The organism is Paenibacillus amylolyticus (genome assembly GCF_051136285.1).
In the GTDB taxonomy this organism is placed as follows: domain Bacteria; phylum Bacillota; class Bacilli; order Paenibacillales; family Paenibacillaceae; genus Paenibacillus; species Paenibacillus amylolyticus_F.
In genome coordinates, this window is sequence record NZ_CP194938.1 from 2,981,231 (window position 1) to 3,001,488 (window position 20,258).

Sequence of the window (20,258 nt, forward strand, 5' to 3'; positions counted from 1 at the left end):
ACAGCGTGATGCGTTAACATTCATACTGTTAACCTTTCATGCGCTGATTAATGTAAGTTACCAAGAGTAATTGACGTGTATTGATGTGTAAAACGTATATAAAAAATCAGTTCCTGATCCATTCTGTATAATCACATAATGACCTTGTAAATCTAAAACAGGAATCCAAGATGAAGTCAATGACGTCCATGACGTGTAGAAACGACTTCAATCAAAACGGGTCACCCCTCATGCTGTCCATTGTTCCTTGATTAACTCCACCTAGATTCGCCATTTGGACAATTTACAATATCGCCTACCCAATAGATATCCACCTCCCAACGTATCGATTCCTGTTTCCGAAGATTATATCATGTTTTGATTCGAACCATCCAGCAGCACGTTATGGTTTGGTACAAGCTTACATTCTATTGTTTACAGGATAGTCTATATGTATGTTATCGTCTGGCATTTTAACCAGCGTGATCCTGTACCTAGGAAATGGAGTTCTTATCCTCTATGTTCCTTCAGGTTTTCTATATTTCCCCGTTTGTACGTAAATGCTTCTTTCTGCTAGCCACAGTCCTCTTGTTATAGAATAGTGCAGTTTACTAAAATACTACCCGTTCCATATAGGCAATAAACAGCTATTTATGCCTACGAAAGTAGGGCTAAACGTTATGTTCACGCAGTATGTGGAGGGTACTAACTATCTCTTTTTTACACATGATATCGGTAATACGCAGCAAAAAGCCCGCAGGGTGCAAATACCTTTCGGCACTCTATCCTACGGACTGGTTTAATTAGATCATAACATGCTCTGTTCCTAATCAATTTAACAAAGTTGATTTGAATTCAACTTCATTTTATTTTGCTTAAGCTAACCAACTTATTGCTTGAATGCTTCACATGTAATTCTTACACCAAAGCTTTGGCTGCAATGTCGGTGCGTTGATGTTTGCCTTCAAATTGAATGAACTCTGCTTGTGCATAAGCTTTGGCTCTTGCTTCTGCGATGTCTGCCCCTAGGCCTACAACACCGAGAATACGTCCGCCGTTTGTCACCCAGTCTCCCGCTTCATTACGCGCGGTTCCCGCATGGAACACAACAGCCTCTTCGACTTGATCCAGTCCCTCAATTACAACACCTTTGGCATAAGGGCCGGGATATCCGCCTGAAGCAAGCACAACACATACCGCAGCCTCATCGCTCCATTCAATCTCCAGATCAGCCAGCTTTCCGTGAACGGTTGCCCAGAAAATATCGAGCAGGTCCGTTTTTAGACGTGGCAGCACGACTTGTGTCTCTGGATCTCCAAAACGTGCGTTGAACTCAATCGTTTTGGGTTTACCATCCGGGGAGATCATCAAACCTGCAAACAATACCCCACGGAATGGGCGGCCTTCGGCTACCATCGCCTTGGCTGTTGGCTTGATGATCGTTTCAATCGCTTCTTCAATAATGGAGGCCGGAATGTGCGGAAGCGGAGAGTATGTACCCATGCCGCCCGTATTGGGTCCCTGATCATTGTCGAACACAGGTTTATGATCCTGCGCAGCAGCCATTGGACGAACCGTCTCACCGTCAACAAAGGCCAGAATAGACATTTCCTGTCCGGCGAGGAATTCCTCAATGATTACTTTGGCTCCAGCTTCACCAAACACCTTATCGACCATGATGTTGTGAAGCGCCTGATTGGCCTCTTCACGGGAGTATGCCACGGTAACCCCTTTACCTGCAGCGAGTCCGTCCGCTTTAATGACAACCGGGATCGCTTGCTCGTCCAGATATGCCTGAGCCTGCTCGTAGTTATCAAACTTCTCATACGCAGCCGTAGGGATATTGTATTTGTGCAGCAGGTCTTTCATGAACGTTTTACTGCCTTCAATCTCCGCTGCATTCCGGCGCGGACCGAAGACCGGAAGACCTGTCGAGTCAAATGCATCTACAATACCGTCTGCCAGTGGATCATCCGGTCCTATAACGACGAGTTCTACTTTCAGCTCAACAGCCAGTGCTTTGAGTTTATCGAATTCATGCACCGCAATCGGGTGACACTCTGCCAGCTGCGCAATGCCCGCATTCCCTGGTGCGCAATGAATCTTGCCTGCCTTTGGACTCTTCGCGAGTGCCCAGATGATTGCATGTTCACGGCCACCGCCGCCGACTACCAAAATATCCATCCGTCTGTCCCCTCCACGCTTTACTGGGTTGTAATGTTCCTACACTTCAAACACATCAGGTGCTCTCTTTCCTGAAAAAAAGGAGTGCCCCATACGTCATCAGCATGACAGGTGACACCCCTTTATAACACTTGCCACTTTTTGATGAGAGAGTATTTTAATGATCCCGTTCGGACTTTAACTCTCCAATCTGCTTATCACTTGTCCTAGTGTTTAAAATGACGTACGCCTGTGAATACCATTGCAATGCCGTATTCATTGGCTACTTTGATGGACTCTTCGTCTTTGATTGAGCCACCCGGCTGAATGACTGCTGTAATGCCAGCTTTGGCTGCCAGTTCAAGTGTATCACCCATCGGAAAGAAAGCATCCGAAGCGAGAACGGCACCTTTGGCCTGCTCACCAGCTTGCTCGATTGCAATTTTGGCAGCGCCGACACGGTTCATTTGACCTGCACCTACACCAACCGTCATGTCGTTCGCAGCAAGTACAATCGCGTTAGACTTCACATGCTTAACAACTTTCCAGCCAAACAACAGCTGTTTCATTTCTTCTTCGGAAGGTGCACGATCAGTAACCACGTTAAGCTCACTAGCTTCAATGGAGTGTACATCTGATTGTTGCACGATCATACCGCCATCAATCGATGTCACCACGAATTGGCTTTCACGGTTACGAGCTGCATTCAGCTCACCCGTTTTGAGCAAACGAATGTTTTTCTTTTTCGTCAGGATATCCAGTGCTTCTTGGGTAAAATCAGGTGCGAGTACGATTTCCAGGAAAATCTCGCTCAGCTTGTTCGCCGTATCGCTGTCGATAATACGGTTCGCTGCCACAATTCCACCAAAAATCGATGTTGGGTCAGCAGCATAAGCTTTACTGTAGGCTTCATAGATGCTTTCGCCAATCCCCACACCGCAAGGGTTCATATGTTTCACGGCAACCACTGCTGGCTCTTCAAATTCTTTGACAATCTGCAATGCTGCGTTAGCATCATTGATGTTATTGTAGGACAGCTCTTTACCATGCAATTGCTCGGCTGTAGTCAATGTATCCTGTGCAGCCAGCGGTTTGCGGTAGAATGCCGCCTGTTGGTGTGGATTTTCGCCGTAGCGTAGATCCTGGAGCTTTTCGTAAGTAACCGTCAGACGCTCTGGTAGTGGATCGCCATTAACGTTGGACAGGTAATCGGAGATAAGTGCATCGTAAGCCGCCGTATGGCGGAACACTTTTGCCGCAAGCCGTTTGCGTGTTTCCAGCGTGGTATCCCCACCGCTGCGAACTTCCTCCAGCACTTGGCTGTAGTCGGCTGCATCCACAACAACGCTAACAAAAGCATGGTTTTTAGCCGCAGAGCGAAGCATCGTTGGACCACCGATATCGATGTTCTCAATAGCATCTTCATAGGCTACATCCGGTTTAGCGATGGTTTCCTGGAATGGATACAGGTTTACAACGACCAGATCAATATAACCTAGACCAAGCTCCTGCATTTGGCGTGTGTGCTCTTCGTTATCACGAACAGCGAGCAAACCGCTGTGAACTGCCGGATGTAATGTTTTGACACGTCCGTCCATAATTTCCGGGAATCCGGTTACGTCCGAAATTCCGATGACTGGTACGCCTTCCTTCGACAACAGGCTGCTTGTACCTCCTGTCGAAATAATCTCCACACCCATTTGCGACAGCTCGCGGCAAAAGTCCACGATGCCTGTTTTATCCGATACGCTAACCAGCGCTCTTTTGATACTCACAATATGCTCCTCCTTTATTGTCCCATAAGCTTCGCGTTTCCTGACGAAACACAGCCGATTTATTTCCCGAGAAATATCACAAAATGCGTACCAAGTTTCGACTTCTGTTATATAAGTTGAACCAGGGTATTTACGCAGAACACTACGATGACAGAATAACCTTTCAATCGCTGTTATCCCCAGATTTTTTGACTCCCTTTTCTCAAGGGGAAAATCCGGTGATAAATGCACAGCCTATGCTTTCGAAGTAGCTTTCTTACTGAAAGCTTTTAGCTTCGCTTTTCCAGGTTTTTTCTGTCCTCTCCGTTAACGTGTAAAAAGAGGCAACTTATATCAAACCGGTTTGTTCACGGTGACGTGACGTCCGTCTAGTTGGACAAGACCTTGCGCGAACCAGGATACCACTTCAGGGTATAACTGTTGTTCGGCTGCATGAATGGCTTTGCTAATCGTTTCCGCTGTATCTGCTGGCTGAACTGGCACAGGATGTTGGGCAATAATGGGCCCGGTATCCATTCCACCGTCAACAAAATGAACGGTTACCCCTGTCACTTTCACACCATAATCGAGTGCTTGTCCAATCGCATCCTTACCAGCAAATGCCGGGAGTAGCGATGGATGAATGTTGATCAGTCGACCCGCATAACGCTCCACCATCACGGAGGTCAGCAGTCTCATATAACCCGCCAGCACAACCAGATCAATCTGTTTGGCTTCCAGCACCTCGATTATCTCTGCCTCGTATGCTTCACGCGAATCATACGCTTTGGGCGTAAACAGATGGCAGTCTACCCCTGCATCCTGTGCTCGCTGCACAACACGTGCAGCAGGTTTATCACAGACCAGCAGTTCCACCAAGGCCCCCAACGCGCCATTCCGTGCTGCATCCACCAAAGACTGAAAGTTACTTCCTGTCCCTGAGGCAAATACAGCAATACGGTAGTTCGTCATTAAACATCCGCTCCCGTGAAGGTTACTCGCGCATCTCCTTCAGTTACACGGCCAATGATGTACGCTTCTTCACCGGACGCTTTCAACTGTTCCAGGGCTTTGGCTGCATCTGCTTCGTTCACAACCAACACAAGCCCGATACCCATGTTAAACGTCGTGAACATATCACGGTTCGATACATCACCTTTTTGCTGTAACAGATTGAAGATCGGAAGAATTGGCCATGAGCCATAATCGATATCTACATTCACGCCGCTTGGCAGCATACGTGGAATATTTTCAATAAATCCACCGCCCGTGATGTGTGCCATCCCTTTTACGTTGACACTTTCCAGCAAGGACAACAGCGGTTTTACATAAATTTTCGTCGGCTCAAGCAAGGCATCGCCCAGTTTGCCACCCAGCTCCGTCACTTCGGAGTGTAGATCCAGGCCAGCTTCTTCAAGCAGCAGTCTGCGAACCAGAGAGAATCCATTACTGTGTACACCGCTGGAAGCGAGACCGATTACCGTATCTCCAGGTGCGATGGTTGTGCCGTTGATGATCTTTGCTTTGTCCACAATACCTACGGTGAAACCTGCGATATCATACTCACCTTCACTGTACATGCCCGGCATCTCAGCCGTTTCACCGCCGATAAGCGCACAGCCGGACTGGTGACAACCTTCCGCGATACCCGCAACGATTGCTTCAATCTTCTCAGGGATGACCTTATCGCAAGCGAGGTAGTCCAGGAAGAAAAGTGGTTCTGCCCCTTGAACAACGATATCGTTGACACACATCGCTACTGCGTCGATACCAATCGTGTCATGACGATCCATGGCAAAAGCAATTTTTAGCTTGGTTCCAACGCCATCTGTACCGGAAACCAATACCGGCTCATCATATTTGTCCTTGTTCAATCCGAACAGGGCACCGAATCCACCCAAATCCGTCATCACTTCCGGACGGAAGGTACGCTTTACGTGTTTTTTCATCCGTTCAACCGCTTCATTCCCTGCCGCGATATCAACGCCGGCCTTTTTATATGCTTCGGACACAACCCTCACACCCTTCGTATCTTGTATATTGAGTTGAAAATATTTACACCGTACACTCCGATGACAGAATAACCTGGAGAGTAGCGGTTATCCCCATATTTTTTGATTCCCTTTTTTCAAAGGGAAAATCCGGTGATAAAGGCACAGCCTATGCTTCCGATGTAGCTTTCTTTCAGAAAGCTTTTAGCTTCGCTTCTTCAGGTTTTTTCTGTCCTCTCCGTTTTATGTGTAAATGAAAAGTCCAACTCATTTATTGCTACTCATCTCTAGAAGATGAATCTGTACCAATTCAAACCCAGCTACACCCATTGTAACGTACTGACTGTACTCTTCTGGTGGAACCATTCGAATGTATTCATCACCGTTGTATACCGCACCGGCGCACTGGAATACTTGCAGTTCTTTTTTCGCCGGAGTCAGCGGGATGTTACCAACAATGCTCCATTTGCCATCTTTCAGCAATTTGGGTGACGTGAAAATCACGCTACTCTTACGTTGACCATAAGAATAGACAAGGAATTCGCCGTCTTCCAAACTTACGGTTTCGTCACGCTGAATGCTCATCACGCCGAACGAAAATGCCTTTTTGAAGCGGTCTCTCAGTGCACATATCACCTGACACACGGCAAAACGTCCATCATGCATTGGAATCAGAAACACATCGCCCTCATCATAGCTTTTTCTTCCCATAAGCCTTGCCTCCTAACAACTGCAGCCAAATTTCTCCTCGCCGTCAAAGTCGAGGCGGGTCGGATAGTCATTATCGAAGCATGCGAGACACAATCCGCCCTTATAGTCGCCCTGATTATCTCCCTGAATTGATGCAATCAGTCCATCCGGGCTGAGGAAAGCCAGCGAGTCCGCATTAATCTCGCGGCAAATCTCTTCAACGGACAAAGCAGATGCGATCAGTTCACGACTATCCGGTGTATCAATACCGTAGAAGCACGGGTTCTTAAATGGCGGCGAAGTAATCCGCACGTGGACTTCTGTTGCCCCTGCATCACGCAGCATATTCACAATCCGGCGAGATGTCGTGCCGCGCACGATGGAGTCATCGATCATGACTACACGTTTGCCTTCGACGACGCGGCGTACTGCACTGAGCTTCATTTTCACACCCTGCTCACGCAGTTCCTGACTTGGCTGGATAAACGTACGTCCCGTGTATTTATTTTTGATCATGCCCATCTCATATGGAATACCTGTCTGTTCAGCGTATCCAATCGCCGCCGAGATGCTGGAATCTGGTACCCCCGTAACCAAGTCCGCATCCACAAACGCCTCAATGGCCATCCGACTACCCATACGTTTCCGCGCAGCATGTTGATTCGCTCCGTTCATATCACTGTCAGGGCGAGCAAAATAAATATATTCCATCGCACAGAGCGCCTTGCGGTGTTTATGATTATCGAATCGGTCTTCATGCAATCCATCTGCATCCAGCACAAGCAGTTCCCCTGGCTCAATATCACGGATCAGCTCTGCTCCAATCGTTTCGAGTGCACAGGTCTCGGACGCAAACAGATAAGCATCACCGAGTTTACCCATCGTTAGCGGACGAAGTCCATGCGGATCGGAAGCGACTAACAGCTTATCATTGGTCATGATCAAAAACGCGTATCCCCCAACAATGCGCTGGAATGCATCTTTTGCCGCCTCTACCAGCCCTTTCGAAGATCGTGCAATCAAGTGAGCGATAACTTCAGTATCACTGGTTGTCTGGAAAATAGAACCGCTCTGCTCCAGCTCACGCCGGATCGTTGGTGCATTTACAATGTTGCCGTTCGTTGCAACGGCCAGATCGCCATCCCGATATTTGAATACGAGCGGCTGTGCATTGGTCAATTTGCTGTCTCCACTCGTCGAATAACGCACATGACCAATGGAAATATCACCTGTCAGTGTCTGCATCAGGTCTTTGGTGAACACTTCTTTTACGAGTCCCATGCCGCGGTGGTAGTTAAACTGTGTCCCATCGCTTACACACATACCTGCACTTTCTTCCCCGCGATGCTGCAGTGCATGCAAGCCGTAGTAGGAAAGGGAAGCCGCATCAGGGTGCCGATACACCCCGAATACGCCGCATTCTTCCTTTAATTTGTCGAGTCCTTCCTTACCGGACCCTTCGTTATAATAATCGCCTGTCCACAACGGTTCCGTCATCAGTTCATGAGACATGGAATCGCATCCTCCCAGACCTTAGCCAAACCTCCTACAGGTTCGTTCACGGCTGATGTTCCGTTCAATTCAATGGTCAGGTTACTTCCTTCAACACGTCCAATCACGGCTACTGGCACTCCGCGTTCACGTACAAAAGCTTCCAGCTTCCCTGCTTGCTCCGGCGAAGCCGACAGCAAAATACGGGATTGGCTTTCACTGAACAGGGTGTGATCTGCACGGAGTGCAGTCTCTACATTTACTTGTGCACCTACGTTACCGCTGATGCAAGACTCTGCCAGCGCAACCGCCAGACCCCCTTCGGACAAGTCATGCGCGGAGCGAACGAGTCCGGATTGGATAGCTTCCAGCACGGTGCTGAGCAATGCCTTCTCCGTGTTCAGGTCAAGCTCCGGCGGACGGCCTTCGGTCACGCCGTGCACGGCGTATTGCAGCTCGCTGCCGCCGAGTTCCGCTTTGGTTTCACCGAGGAGGATGATGACATCACCTTCGGATTTGAAAGCCTGTGTCGTGATATGATCCGTATCATGAACGAGACCTACCATACCGACCACTGGCGTTGGATAGATGGAGCCTTTGGCGTTTTCATTGTACAAACTTACGTTACCACCAATAACCGGCGTATCCAGCACACGGCAAGCTTCCGCCATACCGTCCACTGCTTTTTCCATTTGCCAGAAAATATCCGGTTTCTCCGGGTTACCAAAGTTCAGGTTGTCCGTAATTGCGAGCGGCTCCGCACCGGAACATACGATATTACGCGCTGCCTCACTCACCGCAATACGTCCACCCACCTCAGGATCAAGGTATACGTAACGACCGTTACAGTCCGTAGTCATCGCAAGACCTTTACGCGTTCCACGAATCGTCACCACTGCTGCATCTGAACCCGGACGCACAGCTGTGCTTGTACGCACCATGTAGTCATATTGATCATAAACCCATTTTTTGCTCGCCACCGTTGGGGAAGCCAGCACTTGTTTCAATGCACCGCCGAGATCCGACACCTCGTCATAACGAAGCGTGTCGATGGAAGCACTCGCTTCATAATAAGCGGGTACAGAAGATGGCTTGTCATATACAGGACACTCGTCAACCAAAGCCGTTACCGGCATATCACCCACAACTTCTCCGTGGTGGATCAGTTTCAGACGACCATCGTCTGTAACTTTACCAACTTTGGCACAGATAACACCCCAACGCTCAAAGATTTCCATCGCCTGCGCCTCATCCTTCGGCTCAACGACAAACAGCATCCGCTCCTGAGACTCAGACAACATCATCTCGTAAGGTGTCATACCTTCTTCACGCTGCGGCACCTGATCCAGATACAGCTCCAGACCGTTACCTGCTTTACTTGCCATCTCCGCACTAGAGCACGTCAGACCTGCTGCACCCATGTCCTGAATACCGAGCACGATGCCCGTGTCGATCAATTCCAGACAGGATTCCATAACCAGCTTCTCCATGAACGGGTCACCGACCTGAACGGCTGTACGCTGGGACTCGGATTCTTCGGTCAGCTCAACGGATGCAAACGTTGCACCGTGGATACCGTCACGACCTGTTGGTGGGCCAACGTAATACACCGGGTTACCCACACCTTTGGCTACACCGCGCTGGATTTTATCATGATCAATCAGACCCACACACATCGCATTCACGAGCGGATTGCCTTCATAGCTCTCATCAAACATCACTTCACCTGCAACGGTCGGAATCCCGATACAGTTACCGTATCCTGCAATCCCCGCAACTACATGCTCAAACAAATATTTCACGCGATCGCTCTCCAGCTTACCGAAACGAAGAGAATTCAAAAGCGCTACCGGTCTTGCACCCATAGAGAAAATATCACGGATAATGCCGCCCACACCTGTTGCCGCCCCTTGATAAGGTTCTACCGCGGAAGGGTGGTTATGGCTTTCAATTTTGAAAACAACGGCTTGGTTGTCACCGATATCTACGATCCCGGCACCTTCCCCTGGTCCCATCAGGACACGTGGGCCACTTGTCGGGAAACGACGCAATAGCGGCTTGGAGTTTTTGTATGCGCAGTGCTCAGACCACATTACGCTGAATACACCGATTTCCGTGTAGTTTGGCTTACGGCCCATGAACTCACAGATCAGCTCATACTCGCTGTCAGATACGCCCATCTGTGCGTAAAGTTTATGTTCTGCGACCTGTTCTGCTGTTGGCTCCTTAGCGGATAGCTGCTGCGTCATGCCGATCCCTCCATGCTTTCAAAATTGATGTAAACATCCGTTTGCCGTCTTCCGAACCGAACAGCGAATCCACTGCACGTTCTGGATGCGGCATCATGCCGACGACGTTGCCCGCTTCGTTGCAAACCCCTGCGATATCACCCAGGGAACCGTTCGGGTTGTTACCATATGTGAATACAATCTGATTGTTCGCTTGCAAGCTTGCCAGTGTTGCTTCGTCACAATAATAGTTTCCTTCACCGTGAGCAATCGGAATGATGATCTCTTCGCCCGGTGCATAGTCACGTGTGAAAGGTGTATCTGCGTTAGCCACTTTAAGTACCGTGTCATGGCAGCGGAATTTCAGGGACGTATTACGGATCAACGCTCCCGGGAGCAAGCCTGCTTCCGTCAGGATCTGGAATCCGTTGCAAATGCCCAGTACATACTTGCCTTGCTCTGCAGCTTTAGCCACTTCGTTCATTACCGGTGCGAAACGGGAAATCGCTCCGCAACGCAGGTAGTCTCCGTACGAGAAACCACCAGGAACCAGGATGCAATCATACGCGGACAAGTCCGTAGCCGTATGCCATACATAATCAACCTCTTGTCCAATCGCATCTTCTACCGCTTTGTAACAGTCGATGTCGCAGTTGGAGCCAGGGAACACAAGAACTGCAAATTTCATGAGATTAACCCTCCAATTCGTAGCGGTAATCTTCAACAACGGTGTTGGCGAGCAGCTTCTCACACATCACTTTCAATCGTTTCTCCGCTTCCGCACGATCTGTTGTATCCAGATTCAGTTCCATGACTTTACCGATCCGTACACTTTCCACTTCGTTGAATCCCATGGAATGCAGGGCTCCTTGAACAGCTACGCCTTGCGGGTCGAGTACGCTTTGTTTGATAGTGACATATACGGTTGCTTTGATCATGATTCGATGTTCCTCCTCAGTAATAAACGGGATAAATGCTTTATGCTGTTAAAAAAAGTGAATGCGTGGCCTTGGGACGCTCGCTTCGATGTGGATGGTTCCTCCGGCCGCTTGTTGTTCCCAGGTTTTTCTGATTCGTTTTTGGCCCGCGCTGCGGTCAAAACCCGGGAACAAAGGCGGACGCTTCGCTCCTTCGTGAACCATTCCACCTCTACGCTTGATCCTGCGGCAATATTTTTTTTAAACGCCTAAACCCTTTGCGTTGCACAGTTGGCAACGGTAAAACTTAAACTTATCCATAGTTATCGCATAGGTTGACAGATCTTAAAGTCATTTGAGCAACATTGATTTTCAGTCTTTCAGTTGCATCTCTTCAGGCTTCATACTAGATGAAGCCTGCGCCCTAATTGCCTCATCCACCAGTTTGAACACTGGCGGAGGGAAAGATTTGAGCTGGAGAAGCAAAGCGTTCGCCTTTGCAACCGGAATGTGTCCTTTTGCAAAAAGGATACGAATCCAAACATTCCGGGGGCAACAGCGATCGAAAGCCAAACTTTCCTGTAGCCCGCGCTCAAACGATCCACTTATTATTTCGTTAAACGTTTATAAATATCGACGTATCTGGCAGTGGTCGCTTCCACAACCTCTTTTGGAAGCGGATCGGGCTTGCTGTTCTTGTCCCAATCGGTGCCCGCAAGATAGGTACGGACAGGCTCTTTATCCATGCTGTCGATCTCGATATCGAGTGCATAGTTTTCTTTTGCCCAGAAGCGGGAAGCATCCGGGGTGAAAATTTCATCAATCAAGATCACTTTGCCGTCCACGATACCAAACTCGAATTTGCAGTCTGCAAGAATGATACCGCGCTGATCACAATAATCACGAGCGAACTCATACAGGCGCAAGCTTTTCTCTTGAAGTTCGATGGCCAGAGCATCACCAACAAGTTCTTTCATACGCTCCATCGGGATGTCCTCGTCATGACCAACATCATTTTTGGCGGCCGGTGTGAAGATTGGCCCTTCCAGCTTGGCGTTTTTGCGTAGGCCCTCCGGCAGTTTGATGCCATTCACTTCCCCGGTTGTCTCATACTGTCTCCAGCCACCACCAGTGATATATCCACGCACCACACATTCGATATCAATGCGCTCTGCCTTGCGTGTTACCATGATACGGTTTTTGAGCAATTCAGGATCTGTGATAAGGTCTCCCAGCTGATTCACATCGGTATGAACTAAGTGGTTGTCCATCATCCTGCCTGTAAGTTCAAACCAGAAGCTACTGAGTTGATTCAGCACATTGCCTTTCTCCGGAACTGCCGGGTCGAGCACGTAATCAAACGCTGAGATTCGATCTGTTACTACAATAAGAAAATGCTCACCCAGATCATACAGCTCACGTACTTTTCCTTTGTATAACAGAGGTGCTTTAACAATATCTGCCGCCGTGGACAGTGCCATGGGGTCACCTTCTTTCAGGAGATGTAAGGCTAAGAACGAATCCTGATGGTGCGGACTCCACTCCGATGACAGAACAATCTTCCGATCGCTGTTATCCCCAGATTTTTCCAATCCACTTTTCCGAAGTGAAAATCCGGGGGATAAGCGTATGCTTCCGATGCAGCTTTCTTTCAGAAAGCTTTTAGGCGAGCGCTTCGCTTCTTCAGCTTATTTCTGTCCTCTGCGTTCTCTGCTAGCCCATCCTTCGTTTCTCTAGCCTAATAAGGGATATATATTAGTCGTTCAAGCCGAGTTTTTTGAAAATCGTATCGACGTGCTTCAGGTGCCAGGACGGGTTAAATGCATCTGCAATTTCCTCTTCGCTCAGCACGGCTGTAATTTCCGGTGTGGACTTCACGATGTCCTGGAACTGACGTTGTTCTTCCCATGCCTGCATGGCACGCGGTTGAACCGTATCGTACGCTTGCTCACGGCTGAAGCCTTTATCGATCAGCTTCGTCATAATACGACCGGAGAATGGTACACCGAAGGTGCGCTCCATGTTACGTTTCATGTTTTCCGGGAATACAGTCAGGTTCTTCACAATGTTGCCAAAACGATTCAGCATGTAATTCAGCAGCATCGTAGCATCCGGCAGGATGATACGTTCTACGGAAGAGTGCGAGATGTCGCGCTCATGCCACAACGTTACGTTTTCATATGCTGATACCATGTGTCCGCGAATGACACGGGACAGACCAGAGATGTTTTCACTGCCAATCGGGTTGCGTTTGTGTGGCATCGCGGAAGATCCTTTTTGGCCTTTTGCAAAAGCTTCTTCCACTTCACGGAATTCACTCTTCTGCAGTGCCCGTACTTCTGTAGCAAACTTGTCCAAAGACGTCGCAATCAGAGCCAGCGTTGCCATATACTCGGCGTGGCGGTCACGTTGTAACGTTTGCGTCGAGATTGGTGCCGGCTTGGTACCCAGCTTCTCGCAAACAAACTCTTCAACAAATGGATCAATGTTGGCATATGTTCCAACTGCACCGGAGATTTTACCGTATTGTACGCCATCAGCCGCATGGCGGAAACGCTCCAGGTTACGCTTCATTTCTTCATGCCACAAGGCCATTTTCAATCCGAAAGTCGTTGGCTCTGCGTGCACACCATGTGTACGTCCCATCATAGGTGTATGTTGGTAAGCAAGTGCTTTTTCACGTAAAATTTCAATGAAATTCACGATGTCTTTTTCCAGAATTTCGTTCGCTTGACGCAGTACATACCCCAGTGCCGTATCAACCACGTCCGTGGAAGTCAGGCCGTAGTGAACCCATTTCCGCTCTGCACCCAGGCTCTCGGATACGGTACGTGTGAACGCGATTACATCATGGCGTGTTTCCTGTTCAATCTCATAAATGCGATCAATATCAAAAGAAGCGTTCTGGCGAAGCAAAGCTGCTTCTTCTTTCGGGATGACTCCAAGTTCTGCCCAAGCCTCACATGCGCAAATTTCAACTTCCAACCACGATTGGAATTTGTTCTCTTCTGTCCAAATGGCTCTCATTTCGGGTCTGCTATAACGTTCAATCATGAATTTGTATGCCTCCATAGGTTCGTTTGTTCAATCCATTGCAATCCTTCTTCGGTGTCCTGACAGAGCAGATTCACATGCCCCATCTTCCGTCCGGTCTTCGCCTCACTCTTGCCATATATATGAAGCTTGGGAATGATACCGAGTTCCATCGCTTCTGAATCAGGTTTCCCTGTTCTCGCGATGATGCCTTCGAGGTGTTCTCCAAGCACATTGACCATAACAACCGGGCTCAGTAGCGTAGTATCTCCCAGCGGTAATCCGCAGATGGCACGAATATGCTGCTCAAACTGTGAAGTGGCGCAGGCTTCCATTGTGTAATGTCCCGAATTATGCGGTCTCGGAGCCAGCTCGTTCACATACAGTCTTCCGTCAGCAGCTACGAACAATTCCACGGCCAGCAATCCAACAGCTCCCATGGATTCCGCCACCGCAGCTGCCAGCTTCTGTGCTTCAAGCTGAATGTCCGTGGCCACACGAGCCGGAACGATGGAGGCATGTAAAATATTATTCACATGAATGTTCTCCGCAGGCGGGAACGTTTTGATCTCTCCATGGGTACTGCGAGCAACAATGACTGATATCTCGCATTCAAACTTGATGAATTGCTCCAGCACCAGCTCTGCGCCTGTCACCGCAAGTTCTTCATACGCCGCTTTAGCATCTGCTGCCGCGCGAATGACTCGCTGCCCTTTTCCGTCATATCCACCAGTCACCGTTTTGAGCACACAAGGAACACCAAGTTCACTCACCGCAGCAGTCATCGTATCCAGACTTGTAATCTCGCGGTATGGAGCAACCCTTACCCCTGCCGCCTCAATTGCACGTTTCTCACGCAGACGATGCTGGGTTGTATATAAAAGAGTGCTGCCTTGCGGTACAGAGGACTCACGCTCAAGTAATGCTGCCACCTCTGCATCCACATTTTCGAACTCATACGTAATGACATCGCATTGCCGCGCGAGTTCTCTTGCTGCCTGTACATCATCGTATCCAGCTTCAATCTGCTTCGCAATCTGACCACAAGGTGAATCCGGTGTTGGATCAAGAGTCACGAATCGATACCCCATCGCCGTTCCGGCTAGCGTCATCATCCGTCCGAGCTGTCCGCCGCCAAGAATACCGATTGTTGTATGTCCAGGTAATAAGACAGGCTGTTCTTGCCCTGTTCCCATATCCTGTCTAGTTGCCTCGTTACTCATAGCTCATCACTGCTTTCCAGTACTTCTTGTTTAATCCGTTCTCTGCGAACTTCGGAGCGACGCTGCACCTCCGGGTCAAATGTGCCAATGATCTGCGCCGCGAGCAGGCCTGCATTGGTCGCCCCCGCTTTGCCAATCGCAACCGTTGCTACCGGAATGCCGCCAGGCATCTGCACAATGGACAGCAAGGAATCGAGACCGTTCAATGCTTTGGATTGAACCGGAACACCGATGACTGGAAGCATCGTTTTGGCTGCTACCATACCTGGAAGATGTGCCGCTCCGCCTGCACCTGCGATGATGACCTTGAATCCGCGGTCAATCGCCTGCTCTGCATATTCAAACATCAAATCCGGTGTGCGATGGGCAGAGACGACTTTTTTTTCATAAGCAATCTCCAGCTCGTCCAGCACCTCGCACGCATGTTTCATCGTTTCCCAATCTGACTTACTGCCCATAATTACAGCAACTTGCACTGACATGAATACATCCCACTCCCATCTGAGCATTTTAGAACCAATGTGCGTAACAAAACGAAAAAGTCCGCTACCCGCGAAAACATCACATTTTCTTCGGACACCGGACTCCAAGAAATACGTATCCCTCATTTGGGCATGCCAAAGGGGGCTTGCTGTCCGCATTCATCCATGCGACTCTCAGCCGTATCTCCTCGTAGTCCGGAAATTTACGGTTTCCGGGTAGATACTTCCGGGCCCTATTCCCGGCGTTATACGAGCAAATATCTATTCACCAAATCTTTCGTTCACATTATTCCATAATCATACATCTTTCGTTCCTACTCGACCTTATTTTAACCTGATCGACACATCTAACATTCTAACAATCCCCTACAGCGTATGTCAACTTAAAGACGAACATTTAACATATTGACAAATATAATGTTCGGGAATCAGTGCAGTGTAATACAATAAACTCCCAAATTCATTTGCAATAACCTGTCCTGTTACAGCAAAATGAAAAAAGAAAGCCGGCTCCTCTTCAATTTCTCGAAGACAGCCGGCTTGTTTCACACAGGAACGGAGTACATTCCCATTATTTCAAGATCATTTTACTATCAATACAGGAACTTGTGCATGCTGTACTACATTGTGGCTGACACTGCCCAGCACGAATTCACGGATTCCGCCTAGTCCGCGGGAACCAATAACAATGATATCCGACCCGTTTTCTTTGGCATAGTCCAGAAGTACTTCAGCTGCAGCCCCTTGAATCAAATCAACGTTTGCCGTAACACCAGCAGCTTGAATCCGTTCTTTGGCCTCATCCGTCGTTTGCACAGCCAGATTATAGTAATCATTGTTGAGTGAAGGCGGCAGCGGTGCCAGACCTTCCCCGATAAACACACGTGGGAAATCAAACGCATGAATCACATCCAGCACAGCCCCCGGTGACGCCTTGGCAAACTCGATTGCACGATCCAGCGCTTTATTTGAAGCTTTTGACCCATCATAAGCTACTAAGATTTTGGAAAATAACATGTAAATCCCGTCCCTTCCTTATATATGTAGAACCCGGCACAAGCCTCAGTATGACATCTAAATCTCTTACAGAGCCTGGAACCATGTAACTTCTTAAACCTTCACAGGTTAAGATGAACCATTCATTAAGAAAATAATTACATATGGTTGAATGAATACTTATTGCAAAAAGTAACCATACATCACTGCATTCAGGAACACGAGCAACGGAATGCCCACCGTAAAGCTGGCATGTTTCGTCTTATGCCTTTTCCGATACATCGCAATCCAGACACCTAGTGCACCACCGATAAAGGCCAGTAAAAATAACGTTCGTTCAGGCGTCCGATCCCGCCTCTGCTGTGCACGTCTCTTGTCATCGGACATGACCAGATATGCGACTACATTAATAAATATAAACCATACGATAAGTCCAGTCTGCATATGCGTTTAGCGGTCCCCCTATCCCGGGACATCTCCCTGTCTCCATTATAATCCCAAGGCAGGCAGATGATCAACGCGGGCAGAGAACCGCATTAGTTTCACACCCAATATACAAGCTGAATCATACTCTGATAACACCCGATGATAGACCAAAGCTCTAACTACTCACGCCTTCGGCCACTTACTTAATACTATCTATTCCAACGAAGTCTAGGACTCCTGTTTCGGAATACCGTTCAGGCTTGGTACCCGCTTGGCTGCTTTTTCTGGGCTTATCGCAATACTCTCTTCACGAATACTGTCCTTGTTCTGCTGATTATGGCGTTTTTCAGGTTTGTTATGTGGCATCTGAGGCTCACCTCCTCCGCTTACGTTGCCTGAAAACGAAACATCTTATACGAAGGAGGTAGTTATATCCGGGCTTGCAGCATATGTCTAGGTATTTCTGCCATGGTTAAGGATGGTATAACGCTCCGTACAGGTTTGGTTCAGCGATTGCCAGTGGATGCCGCTCCAGCACAACAGGCTGTGCACGCGGATGCCCTATAATTACGCTATACTGCAGTAATCTTATTTCCCTTGTTTCTCCATAGCTGCCTTCAGCAAATCTCCCAGGTTGGAGCCGATGGACTCCTGCTTGGCATATTGCTTCACCAGTTTTTGTTGCTCGCGTTTGTTCACATGCTGTTTGTCCTTGTCCAGCGTTTCTGTAATTCCACACGGCAGGCACTGAACATATAACCCTGCTTTGCCTTCCTTGATCTCCATCTTTTTGTGACACTGCGCGCAGCGACGGTTCGATAACCTCTTCTCATTGGAACGGCGATAACCGCAATCCTCCGTAGGACATACAAGGAACTTGCCTTTCTTCCCCTTTTTCTCAAGCAGCTTTGCGTTACAGTCCGGACAATGGCTGTTGGTTACATTATGTGGTTTGTACTCTGCTTTGCTGCTTTTTACGGTAGACACCAGTTCCTTTGCCATAGAACGAATACCATCCAGAAATGGGCCAGGTTTACCCTGTCCACGCGCAATCCGCTCCAGCTCGGCCTCCCAACGAGCCGTCAGTTCCGGTGTACGCAGCTGCGGTGCAGCAAGTTCGATCAGCTGTTTACCTTTGCCAGTAGGATGCATGCTATTGCCTTGACGATCGATCGTATCGGAACTGACCAGTTTTTCAATGATATCCGCACGTGTTGCTGGAGTACCAAGTCCATGCTTTTCCATCTGGGATAACAAAGCCGCTTCCGTATAGCGCTTCGGCGGCATCGTACGCCCACTCTTGATATGGCAGCGCTGAAGAGTTACAGATTGCCCTTGCTGTACATCGGGCAGAAGCACGCGGTCCTGACCGCCCCCGTCATCCTCACGCTCATCGTCTTCGTCGGTGTAATCACCGCCGTAAACTTCACGCCAGCCACTGTCCTTTACCGTTGTGCCCTTCACATGGAAGGAATCCTTCCCAACCTGTACCGTAACAGCTACGGAATCGTACCTAGCCGCTGGGTAGAACAAACTGATGAACCGGCGAACAATAAGATCATATAACTTACGTTCCTCCGGGCTCAGCTGATTAAGCAACACTGTCTGCTCAGTTGGAATAATGGCATGGTGATCCGTGACTTTACTGTCATCCACAATCCGCTTTGTGATGTTCAGATTTTTGCGCAGCAAAGGGCGTGCAAGAGACGCATACGGGCCAATAGCTACACTCTCTAATCGCTCTTTCAGCGTTCCAGTCATGTCGGAAGTCAGATACCGGCTATCTGTACGTGGATAAGTAACCAGCTTGTGCTGTTCATACAGACGTTGCAATACGTTAGATGTCTGTTTGGCGGAGAACCCGTGTTTACGGTTCGCGTCACGCTGCAACTCCGTAAGGTCATACGCCAGCGGATGCGGCTCGACTTTCTCACTTTTTTTCACCTGAGCAATCGTGCCTTTGCGTCCATCCACTCGATCTTTCAATTGCTGCATATCCTGTTTATCAAAAACTCTCGAATCCCCGCCAGTTGCCCGCCATACAGCCTGAAAATCTCCAAAATCCGCGGTTAACGTCTCATATTCCTGTGAGCGGAAGCCATTAATTTCATTTTCCCGATCCATAATCATGCCCAAGGTTGGGGTCTGTACACGTCCAGCCGACAATTGAGCATTGAACCTTACGGTTAATGCACGCGTCACATTAAGTCCAATCATCCAGTCTGCTTCTGCGCGGCAGCGTGCAGATTCATAGAGTCGGTCGAACTGACTGCCTGGCTTAAGCGAGGCAAATCCATCCTTGATCGCTTTATCCGTCTGAGATGAGATCCACAGGCGTTTGAACGGTTTCTTCCACTGTGCCATCTGCATAATCCACCTTGCAAGAAGCTCTCCTTCACGAGCCGCATCGGTTGCAATGATAAGCTCGCTTACATCCTGACGTTTCATGAGTTGCTGTACTGCTTTGTACTGGTGATTTGTCTCTTTGAGCACCTTCAGCTTCGTCCGCTCTGGCAAGATCGGTAGATCCTCCAGATTCCAGGTGGCATATTTCTTGTCGTAATCCTCCGGTTCAGCCAGGCCCACCAGATGTCCCAGCGCCCAGGTTACAATGTATTTCGGGCCTTCCATGTAACTTTTATGTTTATCACGCGCACCCATTACTCGAGCAATTTCCCTTGCTACAGATGGCTTCTCTGCGAGTACCAATGTCTTCACTTCGTATCTCTTCCTTTCTATCCTAACGCTAATGATCTGCGACAACGATCTGTCTGTGGATCTTTCCATCTTTCCATTATATCATTTCAACCGGGATCTTGTTTTCCACTAGTAGATATTCGGACAGGGTTTCCACTGTACCTCTTATTAGCAAAACAGTTACCTCA

The 20,258-nt window shown here is 48.6% G+C and carries 18 protein-coding genes and 1 riboswitch; of the genes, 1 reads left to right on the forward strand and 17 read right to left on the reverse strand.

Translation table 11 applies throughout. From position 1 onward, the window contains the following. Positions 1-897 precede the first annotated feature (897 nt). The 9 genes from purD to purS form a co-directional block, all read right to left on the reverse strand. Positions 898-2,163: a phosphoribosylamine--glycine ligase gene (gene purD, locus ACR8BL_RS13010; protein WP_434748064.1), complete on the reverse strand. Its 1,266-nt coding sequence runs from the start codon at positions 2,161-2,163 to the stop codon at positions 898-900. A gap of 206 nt (positions 2,164-2,369) precedes the next feature. Next, positions 2,370-3,917, reverse strand: a complete 1,548-nt coding sequence (gene purH, locus ACR8BL_RS13015; protein ID WP_434748065.1) for a bifunctional phosphoribosylaminoimidazolecarboxamide formyltransferase/IMP cyclohydrolase — start codon at positions 3,915-3,917, stop codon at positions 2,370-2,372. Between the two features lie 333 nt (positions 3,918-4,250). Continuing rightward, complete coding sequence (purN, locus tag ACR8BL_RS13020) at positions 4,251-4,868, reverse strand: phosphoribosylglycinamide formyltransferase (protein ID WP_434748066.1); 618 nt, start codon at positions 4,866-4,868, stop codon at positions 4,251-4,253. Next, positions 4,868-5,908 carry a phosphoribosylformylglycinamidine cyclo-ligase gene (gene purM / locus ACR8BL_RS13025; RefSeq protein ID WP_434748067.1) on the reverse strand — a complete coding sequence of 347 codons (1,041 nt, stop codon included), beginning with the start codon at positions 5,906-5,908 and terminating at the stop codon, positions 4,868-4,870. The genes purN and purM overlap by 1 nt, the downstream gene beginning before the upstream one ends. 246 nt (positions 5,909-6,154) lie before the next feature. After that, positions 6,155-6,598 (reverse strand): immunity 26/phosphotriesterase HocA family protein, encoded by a 444-nt coding sequence (locus tag ACR8BL_RS13030; protein ID WP_434748068.1) that lies wholly within the window; start codon positions 6,596-6,598, stop codon positions 6,155-6,157. 12 nt (positions 6,599-6,610) lie between these two features. Continuing rightward, on the reverse strand, positions 6,611-8,089 hold the full coding sequence (gene purF, locus ACR8BL_RS13035) for an amidophosphoribosyltransferase (RefSeq protein WP_434748069.1): 1,479 nt from the start codon (positions 8,087-8,089) through the stop codon (positions 6,611-6,613). Then, a complete protein-coding gene (gene purL / locus ACR8BL_RS13040; RefSeq protein ID WP_434748070.1) occupies positions 8,074-10,317 on the reverse strand; it encodes a phosphoribosylformylglycinamidine synthase subunit PurL in 2,244 nt (747 codons plus the stop codon). The genes purF and purL overlap by 16 nt, the downstream gene beginning before the upstream one ends. Further along, positions 10,295-10,984 carry a phosphoribosylformylglycinamidine synthase subunit PurQ gene (purQ, locus tag ACR8BL_RS13045; protein ID WP_110897837.1) on the reverse strand — a complete coding sequence of 230 codons (690 nt, stop codon included), beginning with the start codon at positions 10,982-10,984 and terminating at the stop codon, positions 10,295-10,297. Before purQ ends, purL begins: the two co-directional genes overlap by 23 nt. A gap of 4 nt (positions 10,985-10,988) precedes the next feature. Further along, on the reverse strand, positions 10,989-11,234 hold the full coding sequence (purS, locus tag ACR8BL_RS13050) for a phosphoribosylformylglycinamidine synthase subunit PurS (protein WP_017690695.1): 246 nt from the start codon (positions 11,232-11,234) through the stop codon (positions 10,989-10,991). A 42-nt stretch (positions 11,235-11,276) separates the two neighbouring features. Here purS and ACR8BL_RS13055 point away from each other — a divergent pair, with 42 nt between their 5' ends. Continuing rightward, positions 11,277-11,486 carry a hypothetical protein gene (locus ACR8BL_RS13055; protein WP_434748071.1) on the forward strand — a complete coding sequence of 70 codons (210 nt, stop codon included), beginning with the start codon at positions 11,277-11,279 and terminating at the stop codon, positions 11,484-11,486. 335 nt (positions 11,487-11,821) lie between these two features. On the opposite strand, the gene ACR8BL_RS13060 is transcribed toward ACR8BL_RS13055, so the two are convergent. From ACR8BL_RS13060 to ACR8BL_RS13095, 8 genes are all read right to left on the reverse strand, one after another. After that, a complete protein-coding gene (locus tag ACR8BL_RS13060; protein WP_434748072.1) occupies positions 11,822-12,694 on the reverse strand; it encodes a phosphoribosylaminoimidazolesuccinocarboxamide synthase in 873 nt (290 codons plus the stop codon). Positions 12,695-12,968: 274 nt separating this feature from the next. Then, positions 12,969-14,267, reverse strand: coding sequence for an adenylosuccinate lyase (gene purB / locus ACR8BL_RS13065; RefSeq protein ID WP_434748073.1), 1,299 nt, complete (start codon positions 14,265-14,267; stop codon positions 12,969-12,971). After that, positions 14,264-15,469, reverse strand: coding sequence for a 5-(carboxyamino)imidazole ribonucleotide synthase (gene purK / locus ACR8BL_RS13070; protein WP_434748074.1), 1,206 nt, complete (start codon positions 15,467-15,469; stop codon positions 14,264-14,266). Before purK ends, purB begins: the two co-directional genes overlap by 4 nt. Then, on the reverse strand, positions 15,466-15,951 hold the full coding sequence (gene purE / locus ACR8BL_RS13075; RefSeq protein WP_434748075.1) for a 5-(carboxyamino)imidazole ribonucleotide mutase: 486 nt from the start codon (positions 15,949-15,951) through the stop codon (positions 15,466-15,468). The genes purK and purE overlap by 4 nt, the downstream gene beginning before the upstream one ends. A gap of 171 nt (positions 15,952-16,122) precedes the next feature. Continuing rightward, a riboswitch (purine riboswitch) is annotated at positions 16,123-16,224 on the reverse strand. Positions 16,225-16,533: 309 nt separating this feature from the next. Continuing rightward, a complete protein-coding gene (locus ACR8BL_RS13080; RefSeq protein ID WP_434748076.1) occupies positions 16,534-16,968 on the reverse strand; it encodes a universal stress protein in 435 nt (144 codons plus the stop codon). A 159-nt stretch (positions 16,969-17,127) separates the two neighbouring features. Beyond that, positions 17,128-17,391, reverse strand: coding sequence for a DUF1294 domain-containing protein (locus ACR8BL_RS13085; protein WP_434748077.1), 264 nt, complete (start codon positions 17,389-17,391; stop codon positions 17,128-17,130). A gap of 210 nt (positions 17,392-17,601) precedes the next feature. Beyond that, on the reverse strand, positions 17,602-17,739 hold the full coding sequence (locus ACR8BL_RS13090) for a hypothetical protein (RefSeq protein WP_434748078.1): 138 nt from the start codon (positions 17,737-17,739) through the stop codon (positions 17,602-17,604). 222 nt (positions 17,740-17,961) lie between these two features. Beyond that, on the reverse strand, positions 17,962-20,091 hold the full coding sequence (locus ACR8BL_RS13095; protein WP_434748079.1) for a DNA topoisomerase III: 2,130 nt from the start codon (positions 20,089-20,091) through the stop codon (positions 17,962-17,964). Positions 20,092-20,258: the final 167 nt, after the last annotated feature.